Genomic DNA, 25932 nt, shown 5'->3' on the forward strand with positions numbered 1-25932 from the left:
ATCATCCTTTGTTTGATGTTTGAATGGAAGAAATGATGCGTGCCGGAGCACCGGCCGCCGTTACCCTGTCCGGTATGGGACGGATCACCGCGGAGCCGGCACCAACAATGCTCCAAGCCCCGATTGTGATCTGCGGTATGACGGATGCACCGGTTCCGACGTGAGCGCCTTCCTGAACGGAAACCGCTCCTGACAGCGTGACACGCGGGGACAGATGAACGTAATCGCTGATTTGATTATCGTGCTCTGCCACTGCACCCGTATTGATGATGCAGTGGGCGCCGATGCGCGCATCCGCCTGAATGATCGCGCCCGCCATAATCACTGTCCCTTCCCCAATGACAGCCGACCTGCTGACGATGGCTGACGGGTGAATCAATGTAATAAAATCATCTTTCCCCAGTCCCAGTCGCTCCGCCAGCTGTTTTCTGACACTGTTATTCCCAACAGCAATCAGAAACAGCACATCAGGAATGAGCCTGCGCAGTTCAGTAACGGCTTCCGGCGGTCCTGTGTACCATTCTTTTCCGCCTTCGAACGTTTTGAATTTATCATCCAGCACCGCGGCTAAGCGCGTATCTGAGCGGGCGTTTATCAGCTCTCTGATCACCTTTCCGTGACCGCCGTCACCCACAATGGCCACGTTTTTCATGAGGACACATCTCCGCTTCCGGTAAACCGTTCCGCGGTCACATGATTGGTTTGCTGAATCCCTTCTGAAACAAGGACCTTTAGCACCGTCAAACATAAAATTTTCAAATCGAGAAAAAATGACCAGTTGTCAACGTACCAAACATCTAATTCAAATTTCTTTTCCCAGGAAATCGCGTTTCTGCCATTGATTTGCGCCCAGCCTGTGATACCCGGCTTCACCTCATGGCGCCGTGCCTGTTTTTCTGTATAAAGAGGCAGATAGTCCATCAAAAGCGGCCGCGGCCCGACAAGGCTCAGATCGCCCTTCAGGACATTCAGGAGCTGCGGAAGCTCATCAATGCTCAGCTTTCTGATCAGCCTGCCCGTTTTCGTCAGCCGGACTTCATCGGGCAGCAGATTTCCCTCACCGTCCCGTTCATCCGTCATTGTCCGGAACTTATATAGGGTGAACGGTTTGCCGTGCAGGCCCGGCCTTACTTGCTTAAAGAAGACAGGTGATCCTATTTTCAGCCTGACAACGGCGATGGTGAACAGAATGATCACACTTGTACAGCACAACAAAAAAATGGCGGCCGTCAGATCAAAAAGTCGTTTCAGGATCAAAGATTCACAGCTCCTTTCGTTTTTCGAAACCGTTTTAATACCAGCTGTCTTTCCTCTTTTGTACAAACGAGCATAAAAGCGAAAACAGCGTAGAAAAAGCTGACTGTCACTCCCGTCGCTATCAATGACGGCCAGCTGTCAATCTTCACAATGAACTGAATTGCCTTACAGACCGTCCAGGCAAACACAGCGGCTGAAAGAGGCCCGATGATGCCTTTAAAGAACACGTGCTTTTTGTAGCCTGTAATGCGGGATACGTAAAGCGGCGTAAAGATGGCATTTTTTAAAATAAGAGAAATGGCCCCTGCCAACGTTATGCCGTACAGACCGAGATGAGCCGGCCCGCTCAGCGTGACCGCCAGCACCACATTCACCGCACCTAACAGCAGGGTAACAATCGCCGGTGTTTTTTGTTGATTAAAAGCGGTCCATATATAAAACAGCGGCATAAAGGCGAGGCTGACAACCAAGTATCCGGCATGAATAAATAAAAGCGGTGCTATCGTTGAAAAGGAGGGTCCGAGCCAGATTGTCAAAAAAGGTCCCGCCAATCCGCCCAATAAGGCAGCAGGAAGTGCAAGCAAAAGACCATTGAGCCTTACTGCCTTATTGGCGTAATTCATCAATCCTTCCATATCGCCTTTTGAATAATATGAAGTCATGATAGGCGCAAACAGGGATGCGACCGTTCCGGCCAAGCTGCGCAAAAGCAGCGGAAACTGGATAATCGCCGCGTATTTCCCGGATGCGGACGCCCCCAGCATCAAATTGGCGGTTAACAGATCAATCTGCAAAAAAAGCAGGACGCCGATTTGATTGACGGAGCTCCATGCGCCCGCTTGAAACAGCTCCTTGCTAGTGCGGAATGAAAGATCCTTCATACGAAACGAAAACCACGGAATCAGCTTTTTGAAGAAATAGAAAGACAGCACAGACGCAATGACAGCACCAGCTAAAGCTGCAAGCTGGATCTGCCAGATTTTCGGCGCAAAGCATGCAAACAGGAGCAGCACAGACAGCACCCGTATAAGCATTTGCACCGCCTGAATGGAACTGGTGATATAAAGGCGGTTGGCATAAAATGGTGCAGCGCCGAAACCCGCCATCAGAAACGTTAAAATAAACAGCACACTGCCGATCAAAATCGACAAGCGCACATCTGCCAAAAGCGCTTGCGGCACATTCATGACGCGGTCAATAAAAAAAGCCGAACCCGCAAGCGGCAGCAAGAGCAGCAATGAAATCAAAACAGAGGCCGCTAAATAATTGCTGATATACGCATTTGCTTTCTCCCGCTCTCCCCTGTGGGCAGCAACAGAAAAGAATCGAACGACAACCGAGCTGAGCGCCACGGTGATAACCGAAAAGTAATTAATCACATTTTGTGTCAAGTGAACAAAGCCAAACGCTTCCACACCAAGCGTACTGACAATAAAAGGCGTCATCCAAACCGATAGGAAAACAGACAACAGAAAAGCCGTGAGATTAGCGCTGAAATTTATCGTGAATTTCATGCCTGCTTCGCACTGCCTTTCATTTTCCCCCGCTGCTCGAAAAACAGCTTGATGAGAAAAGTGAGCCGCCATTTACACAGTGCTAATACCAAACGCTCTCCTCTTAATAATTTCTCATGCTGAAACGGTGTATGTCTGACAGCCTGCCGCACCATGTCATAGGATAAAATCTGTCTGATCTTCTTTTTGATGTCTTTCGGCGAATTCGGAGAAGCACAGGCATTTGCCAAAAGCATCGGAAGCTGGTGCCTGCAAATGTACACATTCAAATCTTCTTGGCATGCGCCTGCTAAGCCATAGTGATTGTAGAATGCGATTTTAGCTTGATATTGTTTTTGAAGATGTTCATCCATCGCCGGCTTATAAGGGATTTCTGTCAGGCTGTTCGGGTTTTCACGATAAATGTACAATCCCTCATCAAGCATTTTCACCCGCTCCGCTTCGCAAAAAGCGGACAAATTGAAGGGAGAGTCTTCAGCAAAACGGATGTCTTCATCAAACAACAGATTCGCCCTTTCAAAAAGCTCACGACGGTAAAGATAACGCCATACATACCAGATAAATCTCGTTTCGTGAGCATGTTTAAGCTGTTCAGTCATTTCTGGTTTCGTCAGCACGCGGTTTGCCTCAAGCTGCGGTGGCACATATGTCCGCCTGTCCGATGACTGCTTGTAAAAACCGCATCCGACGATGTCAAGCTGATTTTGCTCCGCTTCTTCAGTCAGCCTCTGGAACATGGCGGATGATACATAATCGTCTCCGTCTACAAAGCCGATGTAAGTGCCCCGCGCGGCCTTTATTCCCGTATTTCGCGCTGAACTAAGCCCGCCGTTTGCCTGATGAATGACCCGGATTCTCGCATCCCGTTTTGCATAGTCCTCTGCAATTTCGCCTGAACGATCCGGTGTTCCGTCATTCACGAGGATGATTTCAATATCCGAAAGCGTTTGGCAAAGCAAAGAGTCAATGCACTCCCCTATAAATGGTTCAACATTATACATCGGGACAATAATGCTGACGAGCGGGGTCATTGCGCTTCACCGCTAATTTTGTCACGCAGACCTTTAAAATACACATCTCTCGGAAAGCCTGCACGGGGTGTTTCTTTTGTTAAAAGCTCATTGACTGCGGCTGTTACGCGCTCTGGCTCCGGATGTTCTATCAGCTTCATGAACGGGATGTCTTTAAGCCATTGATAGCCCTCCATCACCTTATGGTCAAAGGAGCGAATGACAACACATGGCGTTCCTGTCAGCGCGCAAAAAATCATGCCATGAAGCCTGTCAGTGACGACGGCTTCTGCGCTTTGCAGCTTAGACCACAGTGCTTCAAGTTCTTGTTCGCGTGTATCCCGGCTGACCCGGCGGCCGATCGTTGTCGTAAAGGATTTGATCTCGCCGAATTCCTCAAATAGCGCAGCCTTGACCCGGTTCCTCTGGTCCTCCTGAAGCACGCTTTCCTGATCCTCGCGCAAACACATATAAACCCCTTCGCGTTCTGCGGGGGTCTTGCTTCTATCTAAATACAGCACCATGTCCGGCTGCTTCAAAATTGTTTTTTCTTGAAAATGCTGTTTCATAAATTGATACGTTGTTTCATCCCGCGCCATCAGCAACAGGCCGGGGTGCGCATTATAAATTTTCTGTGCCCGTTTCAGCTCTTTGCGCCCTTTTTTCGTGTCAGAAAAATGAGCCGTTGCCGGAAGCTGGACAACCCGATAGTCATGGAATGTTTTAATGATGAAGCGGCGCGTCCACTCCTCATAACGGTATAAATCCCCCATATTTCCGCCGCCGATGATAAAGACCATATCCTCCGGATGGCGCGAGCGGATCAGGTTTTTTGCTGATTTGTAAATGTCCTTCATATCGACCTCGACGATGTCAAAGTCCGGGTATTCTTGCTCAAGAAATGCCTTGCTGGCATAAGCAATTGCGTGATCTCCCAAATTGTCATGGGACGGCAGCAGGGTCAGTATGATTTTTTTCTGATGTGCTGCGGCCTTTACTGGTTGATCTGCCGCTCCCAGCCAATATTGGGACGGGTATTTGACCTTTAGCAGCAGCCATTCTGCAAAATTGATTTTCAACGATTGTAACGACATGTCCTCACCCTCTGTTTCTCATTTTGTACTCGATCACCCGCTGATACACAGCCGATGCCATCGCGACGAACGGAATCATTCTGTATTTCGCCATCAGAAGCAGGCATGACCGTTTTGCGTCAAAAGGAGCAGTACCCGTTTTTGAAAGACTTTCTTGAAACACCGGGTCCGCGCATATCACGCCAACATTTCTAAGCTTTTCAAACAGTCGGCGGCTGCCGCTCGTTTTCCATTCATTCAGCATGCAGATGCTGCTGTGAAGAACGATAAAGGTATCAAGCTCCTTGCGATACTCCTCCAGTTTGTTGTTCTCCTGTAAAAACGCCGCATTCGCCTCATACAGCGCAAGTCCTGATTCAAACAATTTTTTCTGATAGCGCTGCACAATGGAGGAAAGGTGAATTCGATAATGATAGAGCGGCGTTTTTACGTAGGATACTGAGCGGGCGAAAAAGTGAGCCCTGAAGCTGAAAAACTGATCCTCGACATGCTCCAGCTCGCCTCGGAGCGGAAACGATAGCCGATGGGCTTCAATCATGCTTCTTCTGTACAGTTTGTTCCATGAAAACCCTCTGACCTTCCCTTCGAATAACGCCTTGATATAGTGCTCCTTCGGCTGATCCTGATAGGTTTGGGCAATGTCAGAGTCCATGGTTTTGCCAGTGTCCTCAAACTCTGCGGCGTAATTGCAAATGACCAGATCAGTTTCATCGCCTGCTGCCCGGAGCATCTGCTCGCAATAATCAGGCTCAATCCAATCGTCTGAATCGATAAACGCGATAAATTCGCCGCGTGCCGCTTCAATGCCTTTATTCCGAACCGCACCGAGTCCCTGGTTTTCCTGATGAATCACCTTGAACCTGTTGTCCATTTTGGCGTATTCTTCTGCGATATCCGGGCTGGCGTCAGCTGAACCGTCATTGACAATGATGATTTCAATATTGTCCACTGTCTGGTTCCGCAGTGATTCGAGACACGTTCTGATATATGTTTCTGTGTTATAAACAGCGACTAACAGACTAACCGCAGGTGTTTCCATAATGACCGGCTCCTCGTGCATAAATTACCGGGAAAAAATCGTTCTGTAAGGCAGAACCGATGAATCAACCGGCATAAGCAAATAACTGTAAAGAAAATAACAAACAACGATAGCGATATAGATAAGGGCGTTCGATTTTTCATCAAATATCCTGACAAAATAAGGGACTAAGATCATTTGATACAGACCGAAATAAATATTGAATCTGGCAAAAATCACGTCCTTTGTGGCCAAAAGGCCGAACAAAAAACCAAGCAGGCACAAATTGACGACAATATCGATTTGCGGCCACAGACTCCGCAATCGTTCTTTATAGCAAAATGCAAGGAACAGCGGCAGAACCAAAACAGCGATTTTGATCACATTCATTCCATTTGTGTTCGTCATGAGCCATTTTTCATAATGGCTGTATGAGCTGTTTTCAAGTACAACGACAAACACAGAAATAAATTTTTGATATAAAAATGTCATGCCGAGAAATAAAGCGGATAGGCCGAATATCGCCGGAGACCAGGCTTTTCTTCTGACAATAAAGTACACCGGAATCATAATCAGCGCCGACGAATGAAAGAGCGAGCTGACCAGCACAATCAGGAAATATCGCTTCCAGTTCCCGCTGATGATATAACGGATCGCCCAAAACAAAGCAGCTGCCACCATGTATTGCCTGATGCCGTTAAAAGACGCGTAGTAATGAAAGGTTCCCAAAAACAAAAAGACACTCAGCTCAAACGGCCTGCCATAGTCGGCGAGTGTCTTCATAATAAAGCTGTAGGTCACGACCGCCACCGTAAAATACATGATTTGAGGATCTTCCGTGATGAAATTCATCAGCCAAAGGAGTGCGGTAAACCCCGGATCTGTCGCTGTTTTCGCTGTGCCGAAACCGAATATCTGCCACACATTTTGATAATCGCCCGCCAATTCGTACAGCAGCGTGTACGTCTGAAAATCCGTGCCGACTCGATAGCGGAGACCTGACACGAGCACAAGTGAAGCGAGCGGAATCCAGATCAAAAGCTTATTCGGCCGATACCCCGTGGCAAGCGAATCGTCACGGCCGCCGCACATTTTAGCGAACCAAGACCAAATAAATACAATCCCCATATTGACGGCATATACAATCATCGGTTATGGTCCTTTTCCGTGCTGATGTTGTATACATTCAGCAGCGCTCCTACATTTTGCTGTGCATCGTAGCCAAGTTGAGCGAGTGTTTCTTTGATGAACTCACGCTTCGGCCTGCCTGCGGCGGCCGCCCTTGCAATGGTTTCAGCCCAGACGCTGATCGGCTCAGAAAGACTTAATCTTGTGACAAGCCCGAGACCGGCGTCGACTTTTTCTGTAATGCTGTCTGAAATGATGCATGGAAGCCCCGACGCCTGCGCTTCCACAAGCACAACCGGCAAGCCTTCGTACAGAGACGGCATGACAAATACATCGAATGTTCGCATCAGTTCATGGATCCGTTCTTCCGTGCCTAAAAAGAGGACGTCTGATAGCAAATTCTGCTGCCGCGCCTCATCCTCTATCTCCCCTCGCAGCGGCCCGTCTCCTGTAAGAACAAGCTGAAAGCGAACGCCTCTTTCTTTGAGATGTGCGGCAAGCTTCAGCAGGAACGCGTGGTTTTTCACTTCATGAAACCGGGCCACATGGCCGATGATGAGCCGGTCGGCTGCAATGCCGCGTGCTGCTTTTTCTTCATCAGCCGCCTGCCCATTTGGGGCGAACAACTCAAGGTCAATCCCGTTAGGAAGAAGGTGAACACGCTCCCGCTCCATATTGGACTGTCCAAATAAAAACCTGCCCGCATCCTCTCCGCAGGCACACAGCGCTGTCGCATTTGCCAAAATGAGCCGCCTGAACACGAGCAGCTGCAATCGATCCTTCCAGTTGAAGCCGGTCTTCCAAGACGTATTGTGGGAGTGGCATACCCTGACCGGCACTCCGGCTAGCCTTGCCGCAAGGGCGATAAAACCCGTTTGGAAATCCGTGTGCGCATGAACGGCGCTGAACGGCCCATTTTCTTTTATCGCGTTTCTCACATTCCTCACAAATGTAAGGGGATTGCTTTGCCCAATGCTCGGGACATAAAAAAGCCGCCCGCCTAAAGATAAAATCTCTTCATCATAAGCGCACGGATCATTTCGATACGTTAAAAAATCAAATTGCACTTTGCTTTTGTCCATCTTCCGATATAAATTCATTACCATGGTTTCCGCGCCGCCCCTGTTCATGCCGCTGAGAACATGGAGCACGCGCTTTTGGCTGCTATTCATGCTTGACAAGCCCTTCCTTTTGGTTCATCACTCTTTTTTTATGGTAGCGATTCATCACAGCTGCAGGCATAAAGGCGCGAATTAACGGTTTTGCGATATATATGTAATCAGATAAAGGAAGCTTCAAGCGTCTGCACGCCTGATAGACAAGAATGGCATTGTCGATTGAATACGTAAATGACCGCCGTTTGAATGCATCGCTGTCTTCCCTCACTTTATACAAGGCTTCCTGAAGATTATAGCCCCTGAAGCCCTCTTCAAAAAAGCGAAGCCACAAATCAATATCTTCCATTCGTCTCGTCCGCCGCACCGACCGGTAGCCTTTCAGCGTGCGGTAGGCACTCGCTCTCATCATAATCGTGCCGTGGCAAAATGGAGTCCCTTTTGCCATGATGCCCGGCTCCGGAACAGAAGGCAGAATGCGGGCGCCTCTTACGCCAAATTCATCAAACACAAGCATGCCGGTGCCAACCACCTGATAGTGTCGGTGCTTTTCTAAAAACGCGACCTGCTTTTCCAGACGGCGCGGAAACGAAAGGTCATCTCCGTCCTGACGTGCGATATAATCGCCTGTCGCATGCGAAAGACAATGATTTAATGATGCGGCAAGCCGCTTATTTGTTTTGTTTTGAATCAGTTTGATGCGGTCGCTGTAATGAGCGGCATACTGCTTCGCGATACGGAGCGTGCCGTCTGTTGACGCATCATCGCACAAAATCAGCTCCCAATTTTTATAGGATTGGCTGAGAATAGATTCTATGCTTTCTGCCAAAGTGCGTTCGCAATTATAAATGCCCATAATGACAGAAACTTTCGGTCCTGAGTTCATACGCTTTTCTCCTTTGTATCCATATCCATGTACGCGGAATAAATATCTGCCATTTCTTCCACCGTTCGCGCCTCCGAGAAGCGCAAGGCTGTTTTTCGGCCTTCCTGTCCCAGCTTTCGGCAGAGCTCCGGCTTATGGTAAAGCTGTTCAATCCGGCGGGCAAAAGCAGCACTGTCACCGATTTTGATCAGAAAACCGTTTTCTCCGTCGCGAATGATTTCCCGATGCCCGCGATTATCTGTGGCGATCGCCGGTTTTTCTGCCGCCATTCCCTCAAGCACATTCATGCCGAGGCCCTCTCTAATGCTGGATGCGACAGATATATCCGCAAGCTGAATCAGCTCATGTATGTCGCTGCAAAAGCCGTAAAAACAGACATTGGCGGAAGCGCCAAGCTTTTCAGCCAACGTTTGATACGTTTGTTCCATTGCCCCTTCCCCGGCAAACACAAGGCGAAGCGAGGGAATTTTTTCTTTTAGCAAGGCTGCGGCTTCAATTAACAGCTTCTGGTTTTTGTTCAGATTGAGCTCAGCCGGATAAACCAATATAAAATCATCTTCACGGAATCCGTGCTTTTCTCTGAGTCTTTGCTGCTCTATCGGACTGACAGGCCGGAAACGCTCGGTATTGACGCCAATGCCGTGAATTTTCTGCGTCCTTCCGCCCGGCCTTTGAAGTCCTTTCGCCCGTTTATAATCCTCTTCATTAATCGTAATCAGGCAGTCCGTATATGCTGAAAGCCATTTCTCGATCGGATAGTAAAGAAACCAATTTTTCATTGGTGCTCCTTTGCAGAAGTGAAATCCGTGCGCTGTGTACAGCACCTTTGTTCCGTGCCGCCGTGCCTGCCTCGCCGCCAGTCTGGCGAGAACGCCGCCGACCGGTGTATGGCAATGGACAATGTCGTATTCATAGGTGTCAATCACTTTCTTCAGCTGCCTATAAACGGCCAGGTTCTGAGGGTCAAAAGGTGACCTGCGAATCGGGATGGAGAATTTCTCATCCACATACGGCAGCTTGGTTTGTCCGTTCGCGGCGACATGAACCTCCCAGCCCATTTGCTTGAACCATTTAAAATAAGGGAGGTGAAAGGCCTTAAAATGATAATCAACAGTCGCGCAAAACAATATCTTTTTCGTCATTTTCACTCCCCCTAATGAACGCTGGCAGCCGTCATTTCTTCTGATGTATTGATTGCAGCAAACAGCCTCGCTCTCAGGTCGGCTTCCGGCAGCTCATGAAAATCCTCGATAAAGCGCATCAGCACCGGCCAATCGCCGTCCACCGCTTTACCGATGTGAATTTTTGGAAAGATTTGTTCAGCATGGACTTCATTTTTGTTCAGCAATTCTTCATACATTTTTTCGCCCGGACGAATGCCTGTGAATTCGATTGGAACCTGCTCAGTCGTGTAGCCGGACAAATGAATGAGGTTTTTGGCAAGATCCACAATCTTTACGGGCTCTCCCATATCGAGAACGAAAATTTGACGCCCTTTCGCCAGTGCCCCAGCCTGAATCACAAGCCTTGATGCCTCGGGAATCGTCATGAAATAGCGGGTCATTGCCGGATGTGTTACTGTCACCGGGCCGCCTTTTTCAATCTGTTTTTTGAAAATTGGAATGACGCTGCCGCGGCTCCCGAGTACATTGCCGAAGCGAACAGCAACAAATTTGGTTCTGCTGACTTTCCCAAGATTCATAATAATCATCTCTGCGAATCGTTTTGTCGCCCCCATTACGTTGGCTGGGTTCACCGCTTTGTCCGATGAAATCAGCACGAATGTCTCAGTTCCCGACATATCGGCTGCTTCCGCGACATTTTTTGTTCCGATAATATTGTTTTTGACCGCCTCTTCTGGATTGTGTTCCATTAAAGGCACATGCTTATGGGCAGCTGCATGATAGACAACATGCGGCTCGTATTTTTTCATCAAGGTAAACATTTTATCGCGGTCCTGCACATCAGCGATTTCCGTATGGAACACAATGTGTTTGCCGAATCGTCCATTCAGCTCTGTATAAATCGAATGAATGCTGTTTTCCCCATGGCCGAGCAGAATAATTTCCTTAGGCAAAAACGCGCTGATCTGACGGCAGATTTCCGAGCCGATGGATCCGCCCGCTCCCGTGACGAGAACTGTTTTTCCTTTGATGCGGTTCGAAATTTCGCTAGTGTCGAGGGTTACCGGCTTTCTGCCGAGCAAGTCCTCAGCTTTTACATCTCTGATTTGTCCGGCAGTTCGTGTGCCAAGCAGCATTTCATCAAAATGAGGCATAATTTTAATGCTTACTCCGGTTCGCACACATTCTTTATATAACACCTGAAGCTCATGGGTGCGGAGTGAAGGAATGGCAATAATAATATAATTAATTTTGAGCTTTTGCACCGCAGGCATGATACTTTCTTTACCGCCGATTACGGGCAGTCCCATAATTTCTAATTTATGCTTCGTTTGGTCGTCATCAATAAAAGCGACAGGTATGATATCAGGTTCATCTTTCGAAAGCAGCTGCCTGACCATCAGAGTCCCACCTGAGCCCGCCCCGATAATCAGCGCGCGGGACGAGGCGCAACGTTTTTTCCTGATGCTTTCGTTTAATACTCTGGATAAAATACGGGTCCCTCCAATAGACAAAAGCTGAAGCACCCAGCACGCGGTTAACAGACGGAAGAACATCGTATGATACACAGCATACTGAATGATACCGGTCACAGCGGCGGAAAGCGTAATGCCCTTAAGCAGGACAATCAGCTCGCCGAGTCCGGTGTATGTCCACACCTGTTTATACTGATTGAACAGGAAAGCACACACATGATAGCTGAGGAGCAAGCTGACAGCGGTAAGCAGTAATGCTCCGGAGTCATAAAATTGATAGGAATCTTTTAAAAATTGATATCCTGCAATAACTGAATTTAAAACGAGGTAAGTATCCAGCGCAATAATCATTGACAGTCTTCTCCGGTAACTCAACCTTTTCCCCCCTAATTCTTTTATCGGTTTAGCTGCGGCGGTTTTCGTCTCTCCAAAAAATCGGCAGCAGCTAAACCGACAATACCTCCTATGTATATATGAGATAAGTGGGCATTTAACCCATCCTCACGCCCCGCCAGCGACGACCAGCATCTAAGGCAGCAACTTCAGCTGCCCACAGCAGAGCCGAGTGCCTCCATTGATACAGGTCAGGAGACATCACCTTTACAAAAACTAGTAGGAATAGTGTTCCGATTTTTTCATTTTCTTTTTGTTTAAAAGAGCGCCTAACAGCTTCGCATTGGATTGTTCCAGTGCATCCTTTGCTTTCAGAACGGTATCGGTTTTTGTTTTTCCGCTTAAAACGACGAGCACGCTGCCGTCTGTCTGATTTGCTAGAATCTGAGCATCTGCAACAGCCAAAAGAGGAGGGGAATCAAAGATGACGAGGCTGAATTGTTCATAGATCTCAGATATTAAATCTCCCATTGCTTTTGAAGACAGCAGTTCTGCCGGGTTTGGCGGGGTCGGCCCGCTTGTCAGTACATATAAGTTATCGATCGGCGTCTTTTGCACCGTCTCACTGAGTGAAGCATTGCCGACCAGCACATTTGTCAGCCCGGTTACATTATCAACCTGAAACGTCTGGTTGATGGTCGGCTTTCTTAAATCGGCATCCACCAGCAGTACTTTCTTTTCCTGCTGCTGCGCAAAGACAGCCGCAAGATTCGCTGCACTGAACGATTTACCTTCACCAGGCACAGAGGAGGTGACGAGGATAGATCGCAAGTTGGTCTGGACAGATGAGAACTCAATGTTTGTCCGAATGGTGCGATATTGTTCCGCAACAACTGATTTATTGTGTAAAACAGATATTTGAGCCAAACCTCGCCTTGCTTTCTTTTTTCTAAAGATCACTCGCTTCACTCCCCGAAATGTTTTATCCCGCGATTCCGCCCTTTGTGGACATCAGGAACGGAGCCTAAGCATGGCAATCCGGTTCTCTCGCTGAGCTGCCGTGCGCTTTTGCATGTATCATCGAGAAAATGCAGAAAAAATGCCAGTGTAATGCCGCCCATGACAGCAGCGCCAAAAGCCATGACCATATTTCGCAGCCTGGCCGGCTTGATCATCGGGCTTTCAGAAGCCTTCGCCTCTGATAATATATGTACGCCTTGTACATTCATTCTTTCATCTACTTCTTTTTCAAACTTGTTCACTAACGTGTTCGCAATCTCAGCTGCTTTCGCCGGATCGTGATCCTGAACGGCAACGTTAATGATTTCTGATTCATTTTCACTGCTGGTAACCACTTTTCCTTTCAGCGAGGAAGCCGATTCAGATAGGTGCAATTCCGCCTTAACTTCTTCCATCAAGGCAGTGCTTTTCATAATCGATTGGAACGTGCTGCTATACTGAAGATTTCGCTGGATGTCACTGAGATTCGAGTTTTCTTCACCGTCTGATTCATGAACCAGCACCTGTGTCGACGCCTGGTAGGTCGGTGAAATGACCTTAAATTGCACAAAACCCATAATAAGGGTGACGCCGATTGTGATGAGCAGAATCAGCACGAATCTGTGTCTGACAATCGCATATAATTCTTTGAAACTCATATTCTCATTCATGTATTCATAGCCTTCAGCCTTCCCGCGGCTGGCTTCCCGCGCCCCTTTCTGTTAATGATTGGATTATAAAAGAAAACGTTATTATTTAAAAATTGCAAAATAAGCCAATAAGTTCTCTTTAGAGAACAAAAACGTGATTTTCCTCTAATTTACTGCACTTCCCTTATTATTTTAAATTTTATAAAGAACGAAAAATTCCTTATAATGAACGAAATAACGACAGGAATAGAGGAGAATTTCATATTATGATTGGAAGAATTATCCGTTTGTACCGTAAAAGAAAAGGCTATTCTATTAATCAGCTGGCTGTTGAGTCAGGCGTATCCAAATCCTATTTAAGCAAGATTGAAAGAGGCGTTCACACGAATCCGTCCGTTCAATTTTTAAAAAAAGTTTCTGCCACACTGGAAGTTGAATTAACAGAATTATTTGACGCAGAAACAATGATGTATGAAAAAATCAGCGGCGGTGAAGAAGAATGGCGCGTACATTTAGTGCAAGCCGTACAAGCCGGGATGGAAAAGGAAGAATTGTTCACTTTTACGAACAGGCTAAAGAAAGAACAGCCTGAAACTGCCTCTTACCGCAACCGCAAACTGACGGAATCCAATATAGAAGAATGGAAAGCGCTGATGGCGGAAGCAAGAGAAATCGGTCTGACTGTCCATGAAGTCAAATCCTTTTTAAAAACAATGGGAAGATGATGATCGGTTAAGGGCTAACGTTCGCATCTATAGGGTAAATCTGTTTATAATGGGGGAAAAAGGGAGAGAACACAATGACTCATCAAATAGTAACGACTCAATACGGCAAAGTAAAAGGCACAACGGAAAACGGCGTACATAAGTGGAAAGGCATCCCCTATGCCAAGCCGCCTGTCGGACAATGGCGTTTTAAAGCACCTGAGCCGCCTGAAGTGTGGGAAGATGTCCTTGATGCCACAGCGTACGGCCCTATTTGCCCGCAGCCGTCTGATTTGCTCTCACTGTCGTATACAGAGCTGCCCCGCCAGTCCGAGGATTGCTTGTATGTCAATGTATTTGCGCCTGACACTCCAAGTCAAAATCTTCCTGTCATGGTGTGGATTCACGGAGGCGCTTTTTATCTTGGAGCGGGCAGTGAGCCATTGTATGACGGATCAAAACTTGCGGCACAGGGAGAAGTCATTGTCGTTACATTGAACTATCGGCTGGGGCCGTTTGGCTTTTTGCACTTGTCTTCGTTTGATGAGGCGTATTCCGATAACCTTGGGCTTTTAGACCAAGCCGCCGCACTGAAATGGGTGCGGGAGAATATTTCAGCGTTTGGCGGTGATCCCGATAACGTAACAGTATTTGGAGAATCCGCCGGCGGGATGAGCATTGCCGCGCTTCTCGCTATGCCTGCGGCAAAAGGCCTGTTCCAGAAAGCAATCATGGAAAGCGGCGCTTCTCGAACGATGACGAAAGAACAAGCGGCGAGCACCTCGGCAGCCTTTTTACAGGTCCTTGGGATTGACGAGGGCCAACTGGATAAATTGCATACGGTTTCTGCGGAAGATTTGCTAAAAGCGGCTGATCAGCTTCGGATTGCAGAAAAAGAAAATATCTTTCAGCTGTTCTTCCAGCCCGCCCTTGATCCGAAAACGCTGCCTGAAGAACCAGAAAAAGCGATCGCAGAAGGGGCTGCTTCCGGCATTCCGCTATTGATTGGAACAACCCGTGATGAAGGATATTTATTTTTCACCCCGGATTCAGACGTTCATTCTCAGGAAACGCTTGATGCAGCACTCGAGTATTTACTAGGGAAGCCGCTGGCAGAGAAAGCTGCCGATTTGTATCCGCGTTCTCTGGAAAGCCAAATTCATATGATGACTGATTTATTATTTTGGCGCCCTGCCGTCGCCTATGCATCCGCACAGTCTCATTACGCACCTGTCTGGATGTACCGGTTCGATTGGCACCCGGAGAAGCCGCCGTACAATAAAGCGTTTCACGCATTAGAGCTTCCTTTTGTCTTTGGAAATCTGGACGGATTAGAACGAATGGCAAAAGCGGAGGTTACGGATGAGGTGAAACAGCTTTCTCACTCGATACAATCAGCATGGATCACATTCGCCAAAACAGGAAACCCAAGCACCGAAGCTGTGAATTGGCCGGCGTATCAGGAAGAAACGAGAGAGACGCTGATTTTAGATTCAGAGATTACGATCGAAAACGATCCCGAATCTGAAAAAAGGCAGAAGCTATTCCCTTCAAAAGGAGAATAAATATGGGGAAAACAAGATACATTGGTGCTGCCATTGTTGTGGCAGCTTGTATCATTATTTTGTCGGCCGTGGTATGTTTACGGGACACAGTCTATTACCAGCCTATGCGCTGGACTGGCATCATACTGTTTTTCACGGGAATTGTGATGGTTCCCGCATACTCAGCAAAAAGAAAACCCGGAAAAGAGAAGTAATTCTCTTTTCCGGGTTTTTATGTTTATTATAATCTTCCCGCGCGAATATCGTCTGTCATTCCCTCATAAGGAGCCTTCGAAATCACTTCTTCGTTGTCGACTCCTTCATTTTTCAGAAATGTAATTTCCGCAAATTCAGGTACAACGTATTTTGGATACGTTTCATATTTTTCGCGGGATTCCTCCATCAAATCAATGTGGTCATTTTGGTAGCAAACCGTAATTTCAGGATGTTCATGCACCCATTTCGGGAAGAAAATAATGCCGTGCATGCGTTTTTCATTTGGCATAAAGTTTAATGAAACATCCGTGCCAGTCGGCTCTGTCCAAGACACTTTATATACGCCTTCTGTCAGTTTGACAATATTCACTTCCTGATCCCGAACCCAGCGTCCGGCAACCATTCCGCTATGAATTCTATAATCAATTGTATGGTCATTTTTAATATAAATCTCGTATTCCCAGCCGTTTTCATACGTATAAATCATGTGGCTTCCGATAAAGTTTTCCATCTTTCACACTCTCCTTAGTCTTTTACTGTACTTCATAAATGTCTAGTCGAACGTAATCAGGGGTTCTTTCTGCGGAACCGATAAACAAGCGGTCATGGAGCCATTGATAGACTCTACTGCCTGTTTCAAACGTCGGTACCGTACGAAAATAAACATGCTCCGGATCAATGATTTCCCCGGCTGCCGCTTGTTTTCGAAACGGCTCGCTGACTTGCCGTATTTTCAATGTAACTCAGTTCAGGATCTGCTGTTTCGATCACATACCTGGCAGATAAATCGGTTCTGCCGTCAGCGCGAATCATTTGCGAATCGGCACCGCTCGGCAAAATACGTCCCTTTACTTCCCCGGTTATTGTTCCCGAACGAATCGGAATGAATCGTCTCAGTCCCAGGCCTGTCTCACCAATCGTGATAGGCGGATCAACCTTGATTTCTAAAGAGGCGAATGGTTTTAAAACCGGCTTCTTCACGAGAACCACCTCACCTTCAGAAAAAATCATGTAACTATTTACATGTTTAATTTAACACTATTGCAGTTAACTGTCAAACAATAGGAACATAAAAAAACAAGGACTGTTTGAAGACAGTCCTTGTCTGAAGCTAGCTTTGATATGCAAGATATGTGCTGACAGTGCTTTTGGCAAGACAGGCAGAGGAATCTATAATCGGAATCTCACTTTGAGTATGATCTAACACCGCATTTAAATCCGTGCAGGCTGAAATGATGATGTCTGCATGCTGACTGATTTCTTCATATAGCGTCTGCCACAATGCTTTTGAATGCTCCATATGATTTGGCTGTTTGATTGCGGCGATAAGCTGGTTCACAGCCTGCTGCCAATGGTCCTTGTGAACAACTTCTTGTCCATTTGCCTTCAGAACTTTTTGGTAGATGGCGGATTGGATGGTTGGCTCTGTTCCTAAAACCACCGCTTTTTTTGCAGGATGCGGAATCTCTTTTATCGTTTCCTCAACGATATGCAACATAGGAACCGACAATGCCTGCTGAATCTCTTCATAGTAGACATGCGCCATATTACAAGGCAGCGCAATGAAATCCACTCCTGTTTTCTCGAGCTTTACCGCTCCGTCGATAATCGCTTTTTTCATCTCGTCATGGTCAATTGGACGATCTGCATAGAAGGGCGTCGGGCATGAATAGATCATCATGTGCGGGTAGTCAATATCGTTTGAAGCCCCATACAGCTTCTGACAGTAATCAATCACCTTATCAATAAACGGCGAGGTCGATTTCGGCCCCATTCCGGCTAATATTCCGATCATCAAATTCATTCCTTTCTACTTCGTACGGACCGCTTCTTCCTCTGAGCCATCCTCATAGAGGATAAAGCTTTTCGCAGCATCCTCACCTAATGTAAACTCGACTTCAACAGACAATGCTCGCAGAAAGAAACGGGTTTCCGAGGAAGGAAATAACTCCAGTCTCAGCTGTCCGGCGATCTCCAAATAAAGCCGTTCATTCTCGGCTGTCACCTGTACAGCCGTCCCATCCTGCAACAGGTAGCTGCCAACATAGCGGCTGTATATCGCCGTATCAATTGCTTTTTTCTTTTTATCAGCAGGACGTTCCGGGACCTCATATGGCTGGCCAAATAGAATATGTTCCGCCGCCTTCAGAATCGCTTGTTCATATTCAGTATCCTCTTCCTTATTACTCAAATAGATCAGCGTTTTACGATGATCTATATATCGGATCATCATCGTCGAATAGCCGGGCCATCCTCCGCTGTGGCTGACAATCCGCCCTTTTTCAGGACTGTTTTGCAGCACCCAGCCAAAGCCATAATCAATTGTTTCTCCATTGTTGAGGCGCACTGGAGAAAACGCAGATTCCTTAGAAGCCTTGCTGATTAAATCGTCCTGATATAAAGCCTGATCAAATCGAAACAAATCGCTTGTGACAGAGTTAACCGTCCCATCTCCCTGTATGCCATCGAGATACACAACATAGTTCGTTTCCTCCAGCTCATCAGGGAGGACGTATGTTTCGGAATGTACATCATACACATATCCATATGCATAATGATCAATTCGCTCAGGCGAAAGCCTCCTGTTATACACTCTTGTTTCATTCATGCCGGCCGGTGAAAAAATACTTGTTTTCATAAAATCCGCATAGCTCATGCCAGATGCTTTTTCAATGATAACCGCCAGCAGCACATACCCCGTATTGCTGTACAGCCAGCCTTCATTCGGCTCAAAATAACCAGATAGCCCCTCATTCATCAGCATATCGACAATATCCTGATTCACCGCAATCTTGTGTGAATCCCAATTGGCAAAAAACCATCCCATATAATCAGGAAGCCCTGACGTATGGTTCAATAAATGCCGAATCGTTACGCCCTGATACGGAAAACCGGGCAGCCAGCGATCCACTTTATCTTCATAGCCAAGAATCCCCTTCTCCTCCAGCAAGATGATTCCCAATGCTGTAAAAGGCTTTGACAAAGACGCTAACTCAAACAAAGAGTTGGTTTTCAACGGGCGTTTTTCCGTCATTTCCGCATAACCAAAAGAGTGATGATATAAAATATCGCCACCCTCCGCAGCCAGAACCGTCCCGTTAAACTGATGTTTTTCGCCTAATGTCTCAAATAACATCTGAAGATGCTTTCTTTTATTCTGCTTCATTCCTCCACCTCCCATATCTCTGTACGTTACTAACCTACTAACGTTTCAAATATTTTGAAAAATCCTTCAGTTAGAGATCCTTTTTAACCCATCACATATACCTGCCGTTCACTATTATTTAGTGAAATGAGATATTATGATATTTTCTGAATTGTGATTAAAAAGGCAACTTTATGCCCATGCAACAGAAACTATAAAAAATACAGAGAATGAAAAGAAACAGATAGATTTTTTAGTTCTTTAGGCCCGTAGTCCGCAAATCCTTTTATGATTTTCTATCAAACAAAAGAGGAAAATAGACCAGTTGCAATCCAAACGAGAGTCTAATAGAATGAGGTCGAAAAGTAAATCGCGCGGGTTTGTTACTGATAAAGCAGGCAAGACCTAAAATGTGTAAAGGGCAAAGTGTATACTTTGGCGTCACCCCTTACATATTTTAGGTCTTTTTTTATTGTGCGTAACTAACTTGCCATCTTCAAACAGGAGGGCTGGAAGAAGCAGACCGCTAACACAGTACATAAAAAAGGAGACATGAACGATGAACATCAAAAAGTTTGCAAAACAAGCAACAGTATTAACCTTTACTACCGCACTGCTGGCAGGAGGCGCAACTCAAGCGTTTGCGAAAGAAACCAACCAAAAGCCATATAAGGAAACATACGGCATTTCCCATATTACACGCCATGATATGCTGCAAATCCCTGAACAGCAAAAAAATGAAAAATATCAAGTGCCTGAATTCGATTCGTCCACAATTAAAAATATCTCTTCTGCAAAAGGCCTGGACGTTTGGGACAGCTGGCCATTACAAAACGCTGACGGCACTGTTGCAAACTATCACGGCTACCACATCGTCTTTGCATTAGCCGGAGATCCTAAAAACGCGGATGACACATCGATTTACATGTTCTATCAAAAAGTCGGCGAAACTTCTATTGACAGCTGGAAAAACGCTGGCCGCGTCTTTAAAGACAGCGACAAATTCGATGCAAATGATTCTATCCTAAAAGACCAAACGCAAGAATGGTCAGGTTCAGCTACATTTACATCTGACGGAAAAATCCGTTTATTCTACACTGATTTCTCCGGTAAACATTACGGCAAACAAACACTGACAACTGCACAAGTTAACGTATCAACATCAGACAGCTCTTTGAACATCAACGGTGTAGAGGATCATAAATCAATCTTTGACGGCGACGGCAAAATGTATCAAAATGTACAGCAGTTCATCGATGAAGGCAACTACAGCTCAGGCGATAACCATACGCTGAGAGATCCTCACTACGTAGAAGATAAAGGCCACAAATACTTAGTATTTGAAGCAAACACTGGAACTGAAGATGGCTACCAAGGCGAAGAATCTTTATTTAACAAAGCATACTATGGCAAAAGCACATCATTCTTCCGTCAAGAAAGTCAAAAACTTCTGCAAAGCGATAAAAAACGCACGGCTGAGTTAGCAAACGGCGCTCTCGGTATGATTGAGCTAAACGATGATTACACACTGAAAAAAGTGATGAAACCGCTGATTGCATCTAACACAGTAACAGATGAAATTGAACGCGCGAACGTCTTTAAAATGAACGGCAAATGGTACCTGTTCACTGACTCCCGCGGATCAAAAATGACGATTGACGGCATTACGTCTAACGATATTTACATGCTTGGTTATGTTTCTAATTCTTTAACTGGCCCATACAAGCCGCTGAACAAAACTGGCCTTGTATTAAAAATGGATCTTGATCCTAACGATGTAACCTTTACTTACTCACACTTCGCTGTACCTCAAGCGAAAGGAAACAATGTCGTGATTACAAGCTATATGACAAACAGAGGATTCTACGCAGACAAACAATCAACGTTTGCGCCAAGCTTCCTGCTGAACATCAAAGGCAAGAAAACATCTGTTGTCAAAGACAGCATCCTTGAGCAAGGACAATTAACAGTTAACTAATAAAAACGCAAAAGAAAATGCCGATATCCTATTGGCATTTTCTTTTATTTCTTATCAACATAAAGGTGAATCCCATATGAACTATATAAAAGCAGGCAAATGGCTAACCGTATTCCTAACCTTTTTAGGAATATTGCTGTTTATCGACTTATTTCCAAAAGAAGAACATGACCAAAAAACAAAATCAAAACAGAAGCCGGACTACCGGGCGGCATATCATTTTACGACGCCGGATAAATGGAAAAATGACCCTCAAAAACCGATCTATTTTGATGGCAAGTATCATTATTTCTATCTATATAACCGGGATTACCCAAAAGGCAACGGCACAGAATGGCGCCATGCCGTCTCAGAGGATTTGGTGCACTGGACCGATGAAGGCGTGGCGATTCCGAAATATACAAACCCGGACGGTGATATTTGGACCGGTTCCGTCGTGGTGGATAAAGAGAACACAGCCGGCTTCGGGAAAAATGCGCTTGTCGCGATTGTGACACAGCCCTCAGCCAAAGACAAAAAACAGGAACAATATTTGTGGTACAGCACAGATAAAGGAAAATCATTCAAATTCTACAGTGGCAACCCCGTTATGCCTAATCCGGGTACAGACGATTTCAGAGATCCGAAAGTCATATGGGATGACCAGGATAACAAATGGGTCATGGTCATGGCTGAAGGATCAAAAATCGGCTTTTATGAATCCGATAATCTTAAGGACTGGCATTACACAAGCGGATTCTTCCCAGAACAGGCGGGAATGGTGGAATGTCCCGACCTCTACATGATGCGGGCAAGCGACGGAACGAATAAGTGGGTTCTCGGTGCCAGCGCGAATGGCAAACCGTGGGGCAAACCAAATACGTACGCCTACTGGACCGGAAGCTTCGACGGAAAAGAATTCAAAGCGGATCAGACTGAAGCCCAATGGCTTGACTATGGCTTCGACTGGTATGGCGGTGTGACGTTCGAAGACAGCAAAAGCACAGATCCATTAGAAAAGCGGTATGCGCTTGCCTGGATGAACAATTGGGATTATGCCAACAACACCCCGACAATGAAGAACGGCTTTAACGGCACAGATTCTGTCATACGCGAACTCCGGCTGAAGGAGCAGGATGGAACATACAGCCTCGTCTCACAGCCGATTGAAGCTTTGGAGCAGCTGACTGTTTCAACTGACGAAATAGAGGATCAGGATGTGAACGGATCAAAAACATTGTCGATAACAGGTGATACGTACCAGCTTGATACGGATCTTTCTTGGTCAGAGCTAAAGAATGCAGGCGTCAGGCTCAGAGAATCAGAAGACCAAAAACGCCATATTGATGTCGGTATTTTCGCTGAAGGCGGCTATGCTTATGTCAATAGAGCAGCCACAAATCAGCCTGACAAAAGCAATACCTATGTCGAAAGCAAAGCTCCTTATGATGTAAGCAAACGTAAGGTGCATTTAAAAATACTTGTCGATAAAACAACGATAGAAGTATTTGTTGGCGACGGGAAAACCGTTTTTTCAAATGAAGTCTTCCCAAAGCCTGAAGATAAAGGAATTACCCTTTATTCTGACGGCGGCACAGCCTCCTTCAAAAATATAACAGTGAAACACTTTGATTCGATTCATGAATAAAAACAGGGGCGGCGCAGGCTGCCCCTGTTTTTTTATTAGGAGCGGTATTCTCTGTTACATATTGGGCATTGTAAGGAATATAAGGCTGGTTTCAAAGGAGGAAGCGAATGTCTAAACAAGGAAATTTTCAAAAATCAATGTCGCTGTTTGATCTGATTTTGATTGGGATGGGAGCCATCTTTGGATCAGCGTGGCTGTTCGCTGTCAGTAATGTCGCTTCAAAAGCAGGGCCCTCCGGCGCTTTTTCCTGGATCCTCGGAGGAGCCATTATTTTGTTAATAGGGCTTGTATATGCGGAGCTCGGAGCCGCTCTGCCCCGTACCGGAGGCATCATTCGATACCCCGTTTATTCACATGGCCACCTTGTCGGCTACTTAATTTCGTTTGTCACGATTGTCGCTTATACAAGCTTGATTTCAATTGAAGTGACAGCTGTGCGCCAGTATGTGGCCTATTGGTTTCCCGGCCTGACCATTAAAGGGTCTGATTCGCCGACCATTTCCGGCTGGATCTTGCAGTTTGCCCTATTATGCTTGTTTTTCCTGCTGAATTATTGGAGCGTCAAAACCTTCGCTAAGGCGAATTTCATCATATCGATTTTTAAATATATTGTGCCGATTACCATCATTATTGTGCTGATCTTTCATTTTCAGCCGGAGAATTTATCTGTTGAAGGATTTGCACCGTTTGGATTTACAGGTATTCAGGCTGCCATCTCGACAGGCGGCGTGATGTTTGCGTATCTCGGCCTGCATCCGATTGTATCTGTAGCAGGTGAAGTCCAAAATCCAAAACGCAATATCCCGATCGCTTTAATCATTTGCATCATCGTTTCAACCATCATTTATACTGTTTTGCAGGTCACCTTTATTGGTGCAATCCCGACAGAAACACTGAAACATGGCTGGCCGGCAATTGGCCGGGAGTTCTCATTGCCGTTTAAGGATATTGCGGTCATGCTCGGGTTAGGCTGGCTTGCAACGCTTGTCATTTTAGACGCCATTCTGTCTCCCGGAGGAAACGGGAATATCTTTATGAATACGACATCCCGCCTTGTTTACGCCTGGGCGCGTAACGGCACATTATTTGGCATATTCTCAAAGGTCAATAAAGATACGGGGACACCCCGCGCTTCGCTTTGGCTTTCGTTTGCCCTGTCCATTTTCTGGACACTTCCCTTTCCTTCGTGGAACGCGCTCGTCAATGTCTGTTCAGTCGCGCTCATTCTTTCATATGCGATTGCACCCATTTCTTCAGCTGCGCTGAGGGTCAACGCGAAGGACTTAAACAGGCCGTTTTATTTAAAGGGAATGAGCATTATCGGGCCGCTTTCCTTTATATTTACAGCGTTTATCGTGTACTGGTCAGGATGGAAAACAGTCTCCTGGCTGCTCGGTTCACAACTCGTGATGTTTTTGATCTATCTCTGTTTCAGCAAATATACGCCTAAAGAAGATGTCAGCCTTGCTCAGCAGCTGAAATCAGCCTGGTGGCTTATCGGGTTTTATATTATGATGCTGATCTTTTCCTACATCGGTTCTTTCGGACATGGTTTAGGGATTATCAGCAATCCCGTCGACCTCATTTTAGTCGCGATCGGCTCACTTGCGATTTATTACTGGGCAAAGTATACCGGTCTCCCAAAAGCCGCCATTGATTACGATAAATAAAGAAGCAAGAGGTTTTCTTGCTTCTTTATTCTTTACAAACAAACATACACGCGATAAAATGAATGAGAGTCAGTCATTACTGGAGGTGTTCCTCATGCCAAAACAAACATCGGGCAAATATGAAAAAATTTTGCAGGCTGCCATAGAAGTCATTTCTGAAAAAGGCCTCGACAAGGCTTCTATTTCTGATATTGTCAAAAAGGCCGGCACTGCCCAAGGAACATTCTATTTGTATTTTTCATCTAAAAATGCCCTCATACCGGCCATTGCAGAAAATCTTCTCACCCATACACTTGATCAAATCAAAGGTAGGCTGCATGGGGACGAAGATTTTTGGACCGTTTTAGATATATTAATTGATGAGACATTTCTCATTACAGAACGCCATAAGGATATTATTGTCCTCTGTTATTCCGGGCTTGCGATCGACCACTCCATGGAAAAATGGGAGACGATCTATCAGCCTTATTATTCCTGGCTTGAACAAATCATCAACAAGGCCATTGCAAACCATGAGGTAACGGAAGGAATCAATTCAAAATGGACGGCCAGAACGATTATCAACTTGGTCGAGAATACTGCGGAACGATTCTATATCGGATTTGAACAAGATGAAAATGTTGAAGTGTATAAAAAGGAAATTTTCACTTTCTTAAAACGGAGCTTAGGTACTGCTTAAAAAATGACTGGGTAACACCGCTCATTTTTTAATGCCCTAAAAATGACTGACGTTCATTCATAAAATAGAGAGGTGTTTCATTTGAATTGGGTTCTTGTTTTTATTGCAGGGCTTTTAGAGGTTGTTTGGGCCTCTTCCCTCAAACATGCCGATTCGCTTTTGGATTGGATCATCATTTTTATCTTAATCGCGGTCAGCTTTATCCTGTTGATCCGCTCTTATCAAAAAATCCCAATGGCCGCCGCGTACACTGTGTTTGTGGGAATCGGAACCGTCGGAACATATCTGACTGGAATTGTTCTGGGCGAATCCTTCTCAGCAGCCCAAATGTTCTTTTTAGCTTTATTGCTGGCTGGCATTTTAGGAATGAAATTATTTACGAAAGAAAGCAAATCTCAGCCGGGAGGTGAAAAATAATGGCATGGTTTTTATTAGTGATTGCCGGCATAGAAGAAATTATAGCTGCCATTGCCATGAAATATATAGACGGAACAAGAAAAAAATGGCCGATCATTGTGATGACTGTTGGATTCGGCTTATCCTTTTACTGCCTGTCCCAAGCGATGATCGTCCTGCCTGCCGGAGTCGCATATGCCGTTTGGACTGGCATTGGAAGCATTGGTGTTTCGGCGGTCGGGCTCATTTGGTTTAAGGAGCGGTTTCAGCTTTCACAGGTGATTTCACTTTGCCTTATCCTAGCCGGCGTCATCGGCCTGCGTCTTACGTCATCTTCATAAAATCAAGGCATATACAGCTGTATATGCCT

Annotated in this window: 25 protein-coding genes and 1 pseudogene; 9 read left to right on the plus strand and 17 right to left on the minus strand. The window is 46.0% G+C overall.

Features of this window, described 5'->3' with window-relative positions; all coding sequences use genetic code 11:
* Window position 1: 1 nt before the first annotated feature.
* From MKX38_RS17450 to MKX38_RS17510, 13 genes are all read right to left on the minus strand, one after another.
* Window positions 2-652, minus strand: coding sequence for an acetyltransferase (locus MKX38_RS17450; RefSeq protein WP_167560428.1), 651 nt, complete (start codon window positions 650-652; stop codon window positions 2-4).
* Window positions 649-1257, minus strand: coding sequence for a sugar transferase (locus MKX38_RS17455; protein WP_339187848.1), 609 nt, complete (start codon window positions 1255-1257; stop codon window positions 649-651). The genes MKX38_RS17450 and MKX38_RS17455 overlap by 4 nt, the downstream gene beginning before the upstream one ends.
* The gene (locus MKX38_RS17460; protein WP_167560432.1) at window positions 1254-2771 is read right to left on the minus strand and encodes an MATE family efflux transporter; all 1518 of its coding nucleotides are present in this window, start codon (window positions 2769-2771) and stop codon (window positions 1254-1256) included. Before MKX38_RS17460 ends, MKX38_RS17455 begins: the two co-directional genes overlap by 4 nt.
* Window positions 2768-3802 carry a glycosyltransferase gene (locus MKX38_RS17465; protein WP_339187851.1) on the minus strand — a complete coding sequence of 345 codons (1035 nt, stop codon included), beginning with the start codon at window positions 3800-3802 and terminating at the stop codon, window positions 2768-2770. The genes MKX38_RS17460 and MKX38_RS17465 overlap by 4 nt, the downstream gene beginning before the upstream one ends.
* Window positions 3799-4875, minus strand: a complete 1077-nt coding sequence (locus MKX38_RS17470) for a polysaccharide pyruvyl transferase family protein (protein ID WP_160244587.1) — start codon at window positions 4873-4875, stop codon at window positions 3799-3801. Before MKX38_RS17470 ends, MKX38_RS17465 begins: the two co-directional genes overlap by 4 nt.
* Window positions 4876-4879: 4 nt before the next feature.
* Window positions 4880-5914 carry a glycosyltransferase family 2 protein gene (locus tag MKX38_RS17475; RefSeq protein WP_032726900.1) on the minus strand — a complete coding sequence of 345 codons (1035 nt, stop codon included), beginning with the start codon at window positions 5912-5914 and terminating at the stop codon, window positions 4880-4882.
* 24 nt (window positions 5915-5938) lie between these two features.
* A complete protein-coding gene (epsG, locus tag MKX38_RS17480; protein WP_015714749.1) occupies window positions 5939-7042 on the minus strand; it encodes a biofilm exopolysaccharide biosynthesis protein EpsG in 1104 nt (367 codons plus the stop codon).
* Window positions 7039-8193, minus strand: a complete 1155-nt coding sequence (locus MKX38_RS17485) for a glycosyltransferase family 1 protein (RefSeq protein ID WP_339187854.1) — start codon at window positions 8191-8193, stop codon at window positions 7039-7041. Before MKX38_RS17485 ends, epsG begins: the two co-directional genes overlap by 4 nt.
* Window positions 8186-9022, minus strand: coding sequence for a glycosyltransferase EpsE (epsE, locus tag MKX38_RS17490; RefSeq protein WP_003244557.1), 837 nt, complete (start codon window positions 9020-9022; stop codon window positions 8186-8188). The genes MKX38_RS17485 and epsE overlap by 8 nt, the downstream gene beginning before the upstream one ends.
* Entirely contained in the window at window positions 9019-10164 is a 1146-nt protein-coding gene (locus MKX38_RS17495; protein ID WP_212060880.1) for a glycosyltransferase family 4 protein, read from the minus strand. The genes epsE and MKX38_RS17495 overlap by 4 nt, the downstream gene beginning before the upstream one ends.
* 11 nt (window positions 10165-10175) lie before the next feature.
* On the minus strand, window positions 10176-11996 hold the full coding sequence (locus tag MKX38_RS17500) for a nucleoside-diphosphate sugar epimerase/dehydratase (RefSeq protein ID WP_170939086.1): 1821 nt from the start codon (window positions 11994-11996) through the stop codon (window positions 10176-10178).
* A gap of 234 nt (window positions 11997-12230) precedes the next feature.
* The gene (gene epsB / locus MKX38_RS17505) at window positions 12231-12914 is read right to left on the minus strand and encodes a protein tyrosine kinase EpsB (protein ID WP_003228249.1); all 684 of its coding nucleotides are present in this window, start codon (window positions 12912-12914) and stop codon (window positions 12231-12233) included.
* Between the two features lie 5 nt (window positions 12915-12919).
* A complete protein-coding gene (locus MKX38_RS17510) occupies window positions 12920-13624 on the minus strand; it encodes a YveK family protein (protein WP_003228247.1) in 705 nt (234 codons plus the stop codon).
* Window positions 13625-13869: 245 nt separating this feature from the next.
* Here MKX38_RS17510 and slrR point away from each other — a divergent pair, with 245 nt between their 5' ends.
* The 3 genes from slrR (at window position 13870) to MKX38_RS17525 (ending at window position 16066) form a co-directional block, all read left to right on the plus strand.
* Window positions 13870-14328: a transcriptional regulator SlrR gene (slrR, locus tag MKX38_RS17515; RefSeq protein ID WP_003228245.1), complete on the plus strand. Its 459-nt coding sequence runs from the start codon at window positions 13870-13872 to the stop codon at window positions 14326-14328.
* Between the two features lie 74 nt (window positions 14329-14402).
* Window positions 14403-15872 carry a para-nitrobenzyl esterase gene (gene pnbA, locus MKX38_RS17520; RefSeq protein ID WP_339187857.1) on the plus strand — a complete coding sequence of 490 codons (1470 nt, stop codon included), beginning with the start codon at window positions 14403-14405 and terminating at the stop codon, window positions 15870-15872.
* Between the two features lie 2 nt (window positions 15873-15874).
* Window positions 15875-16066 (plus strand): hypothetical protein, encoded by a 192-nt coding sequence (locus MKX38_RS17525; protein ID WP_339187860.1) that lies wholly within the window; start codon window positions 15875-15877, stop codon window positions 16064-16066.
* Between the two features lie 26 nt (window positions 16067-16092).
* Here the strand turns inward: MKX38_RS17525 and padC are convergent, their stop codons facing one another.
* The 4 genes and pseudogenes from padC to MKX38_RS17545 form a co-directional block, all read right to left on the minus strand.
* Window positions 16093-16578, minus strand: coding sequence for a phenolic acid decarboxylase (gene padC, locus MKX38_RS17530; protein ID WP_003228238.1), 486 nt, complete (start codon window positions 16576-16578; stop codon window positions 16093-16095).
* A gap of 22 nt (window positions 16579-16600) precedes the next feature.
* Window positions 16601-17048: pseudogene (locus tag MKX38_RS17535) on the minus strand (DUF3237 domain-containing protein).
* Window positions 17049-17178: 130 nt separating this feature from the next.
* Window positions 17179-17862: a broad specificity amino-acid racemase RacX gene (gene racX, locus MKX38_RS17540; protein WP_339187862.1), complete on the minus strand. Its 684-nt coding sequence runs from the start codon at window positions 17860-17862 to the stop codon at window positions 17179-17181.
* A gap of 15 nt (window positions 17863-17877) precedes the next feature.
* Window positions 17878-19233 (minus strand): serine hydrolase, encoded by a 1356-nt coding sequence (locus MKX38_RS17545; protein ID WP_339187865.1) that lies wholly within the window; start codon window positions 19231-19233, stop codon window positions 17878-17880.
* 538 nt (window positions 19234-19771) lie between these two features.
* Between MKX38_RS17545 and sacB the strand changes: the two genes are divergently transcribed.
* From sacB to MKX38_RS17575, 6 genes are all read left to right on the plus strand, one after another.
* Window positions 19772-21190 carry a levansucrase gene (gene sacB / locus MKX38_RS17550; protein WP_024571701.1) on the plus strand — a complete coding sequence of 473 codons (1419 nt, stop codon included), beginning with the start codon at window positions 19772-19774 and terminating at the stop codon, window positions 21188-21190.
* 76 nt (window positions 21191-21266) lie between these two features.
* Window positions 21267-22817 (plus strand): 2,6-beta-fructan 6-levanbiohydrolase, encoded by a 1551-nt coding sequence (gene levB, locus MKX38_RS17555; RefSeq protein WP_033883467.1) that lies wholly within the window; start codon window positions 21267-21269, stop codon window positions 22815-22817.
* Between the two features lie 107 nt (window positions 22818-22924).
* Complete coding sequence (gene aspP, locus MKX38_RS17560) at window positions 22925-24487, plus strand: aspartate/proton symporter AspP (protein ID WP_015384716.1); 1563 nt, start codon at window positions 22925-22927, stop codon at window positions 24485-24487.
* A 94-nt stretch (window positions 24488-24581) separates the two neighbouring features.
* A complete protein-coding gene (locus MKX38_RS17565) occupies window positions 24582-25166 on the plus strand; it encodes a TetR family transcriptional regulator (protein WP_003228226.1) in 585 nt (194 codons plus the stop codon).
* An 81-nt stretch (window positions 25167-25247) separates the two neighbouring features.
* A complete protein-coding gene (locus MKX38_RS17570) occupies window positions 25248-25583 on the plus strand; it encodes an SMR family transporter (RefSeq protein ID WP_003242480.1) in 336 nt (111 codons plus the stop codon).
* Window positions 25583-25903 carry a QacE family quaternary ammonium compound efflux SMR transporter gene (locus tag MKX38_RS17575; protein ID WP_003228222.1) on the plus strand — a complete coding sequence of 107 codons (321 nt, stop codon included), beginning with the start codon at window positions 25583-25585 and terminating at the stop codon, window positions 25901-25903. The genes MKX38_RS17570 and MKX38_RS17575 overlap by 1 nt, the downstream gene beginning before the upstream one ends.
* Window positions 25904-25932 lie beyond the last annotated feature (29 nt).

It is taken from the genome of Bacillus sp. FSL M8-0025 (assembly GCF_037975475.1).
Classification (GTDB): Bacteria; Bacillota; Bacilli; order Bacillales; family Bacillaceae; genus Bacillus; species Bacillus subtilis.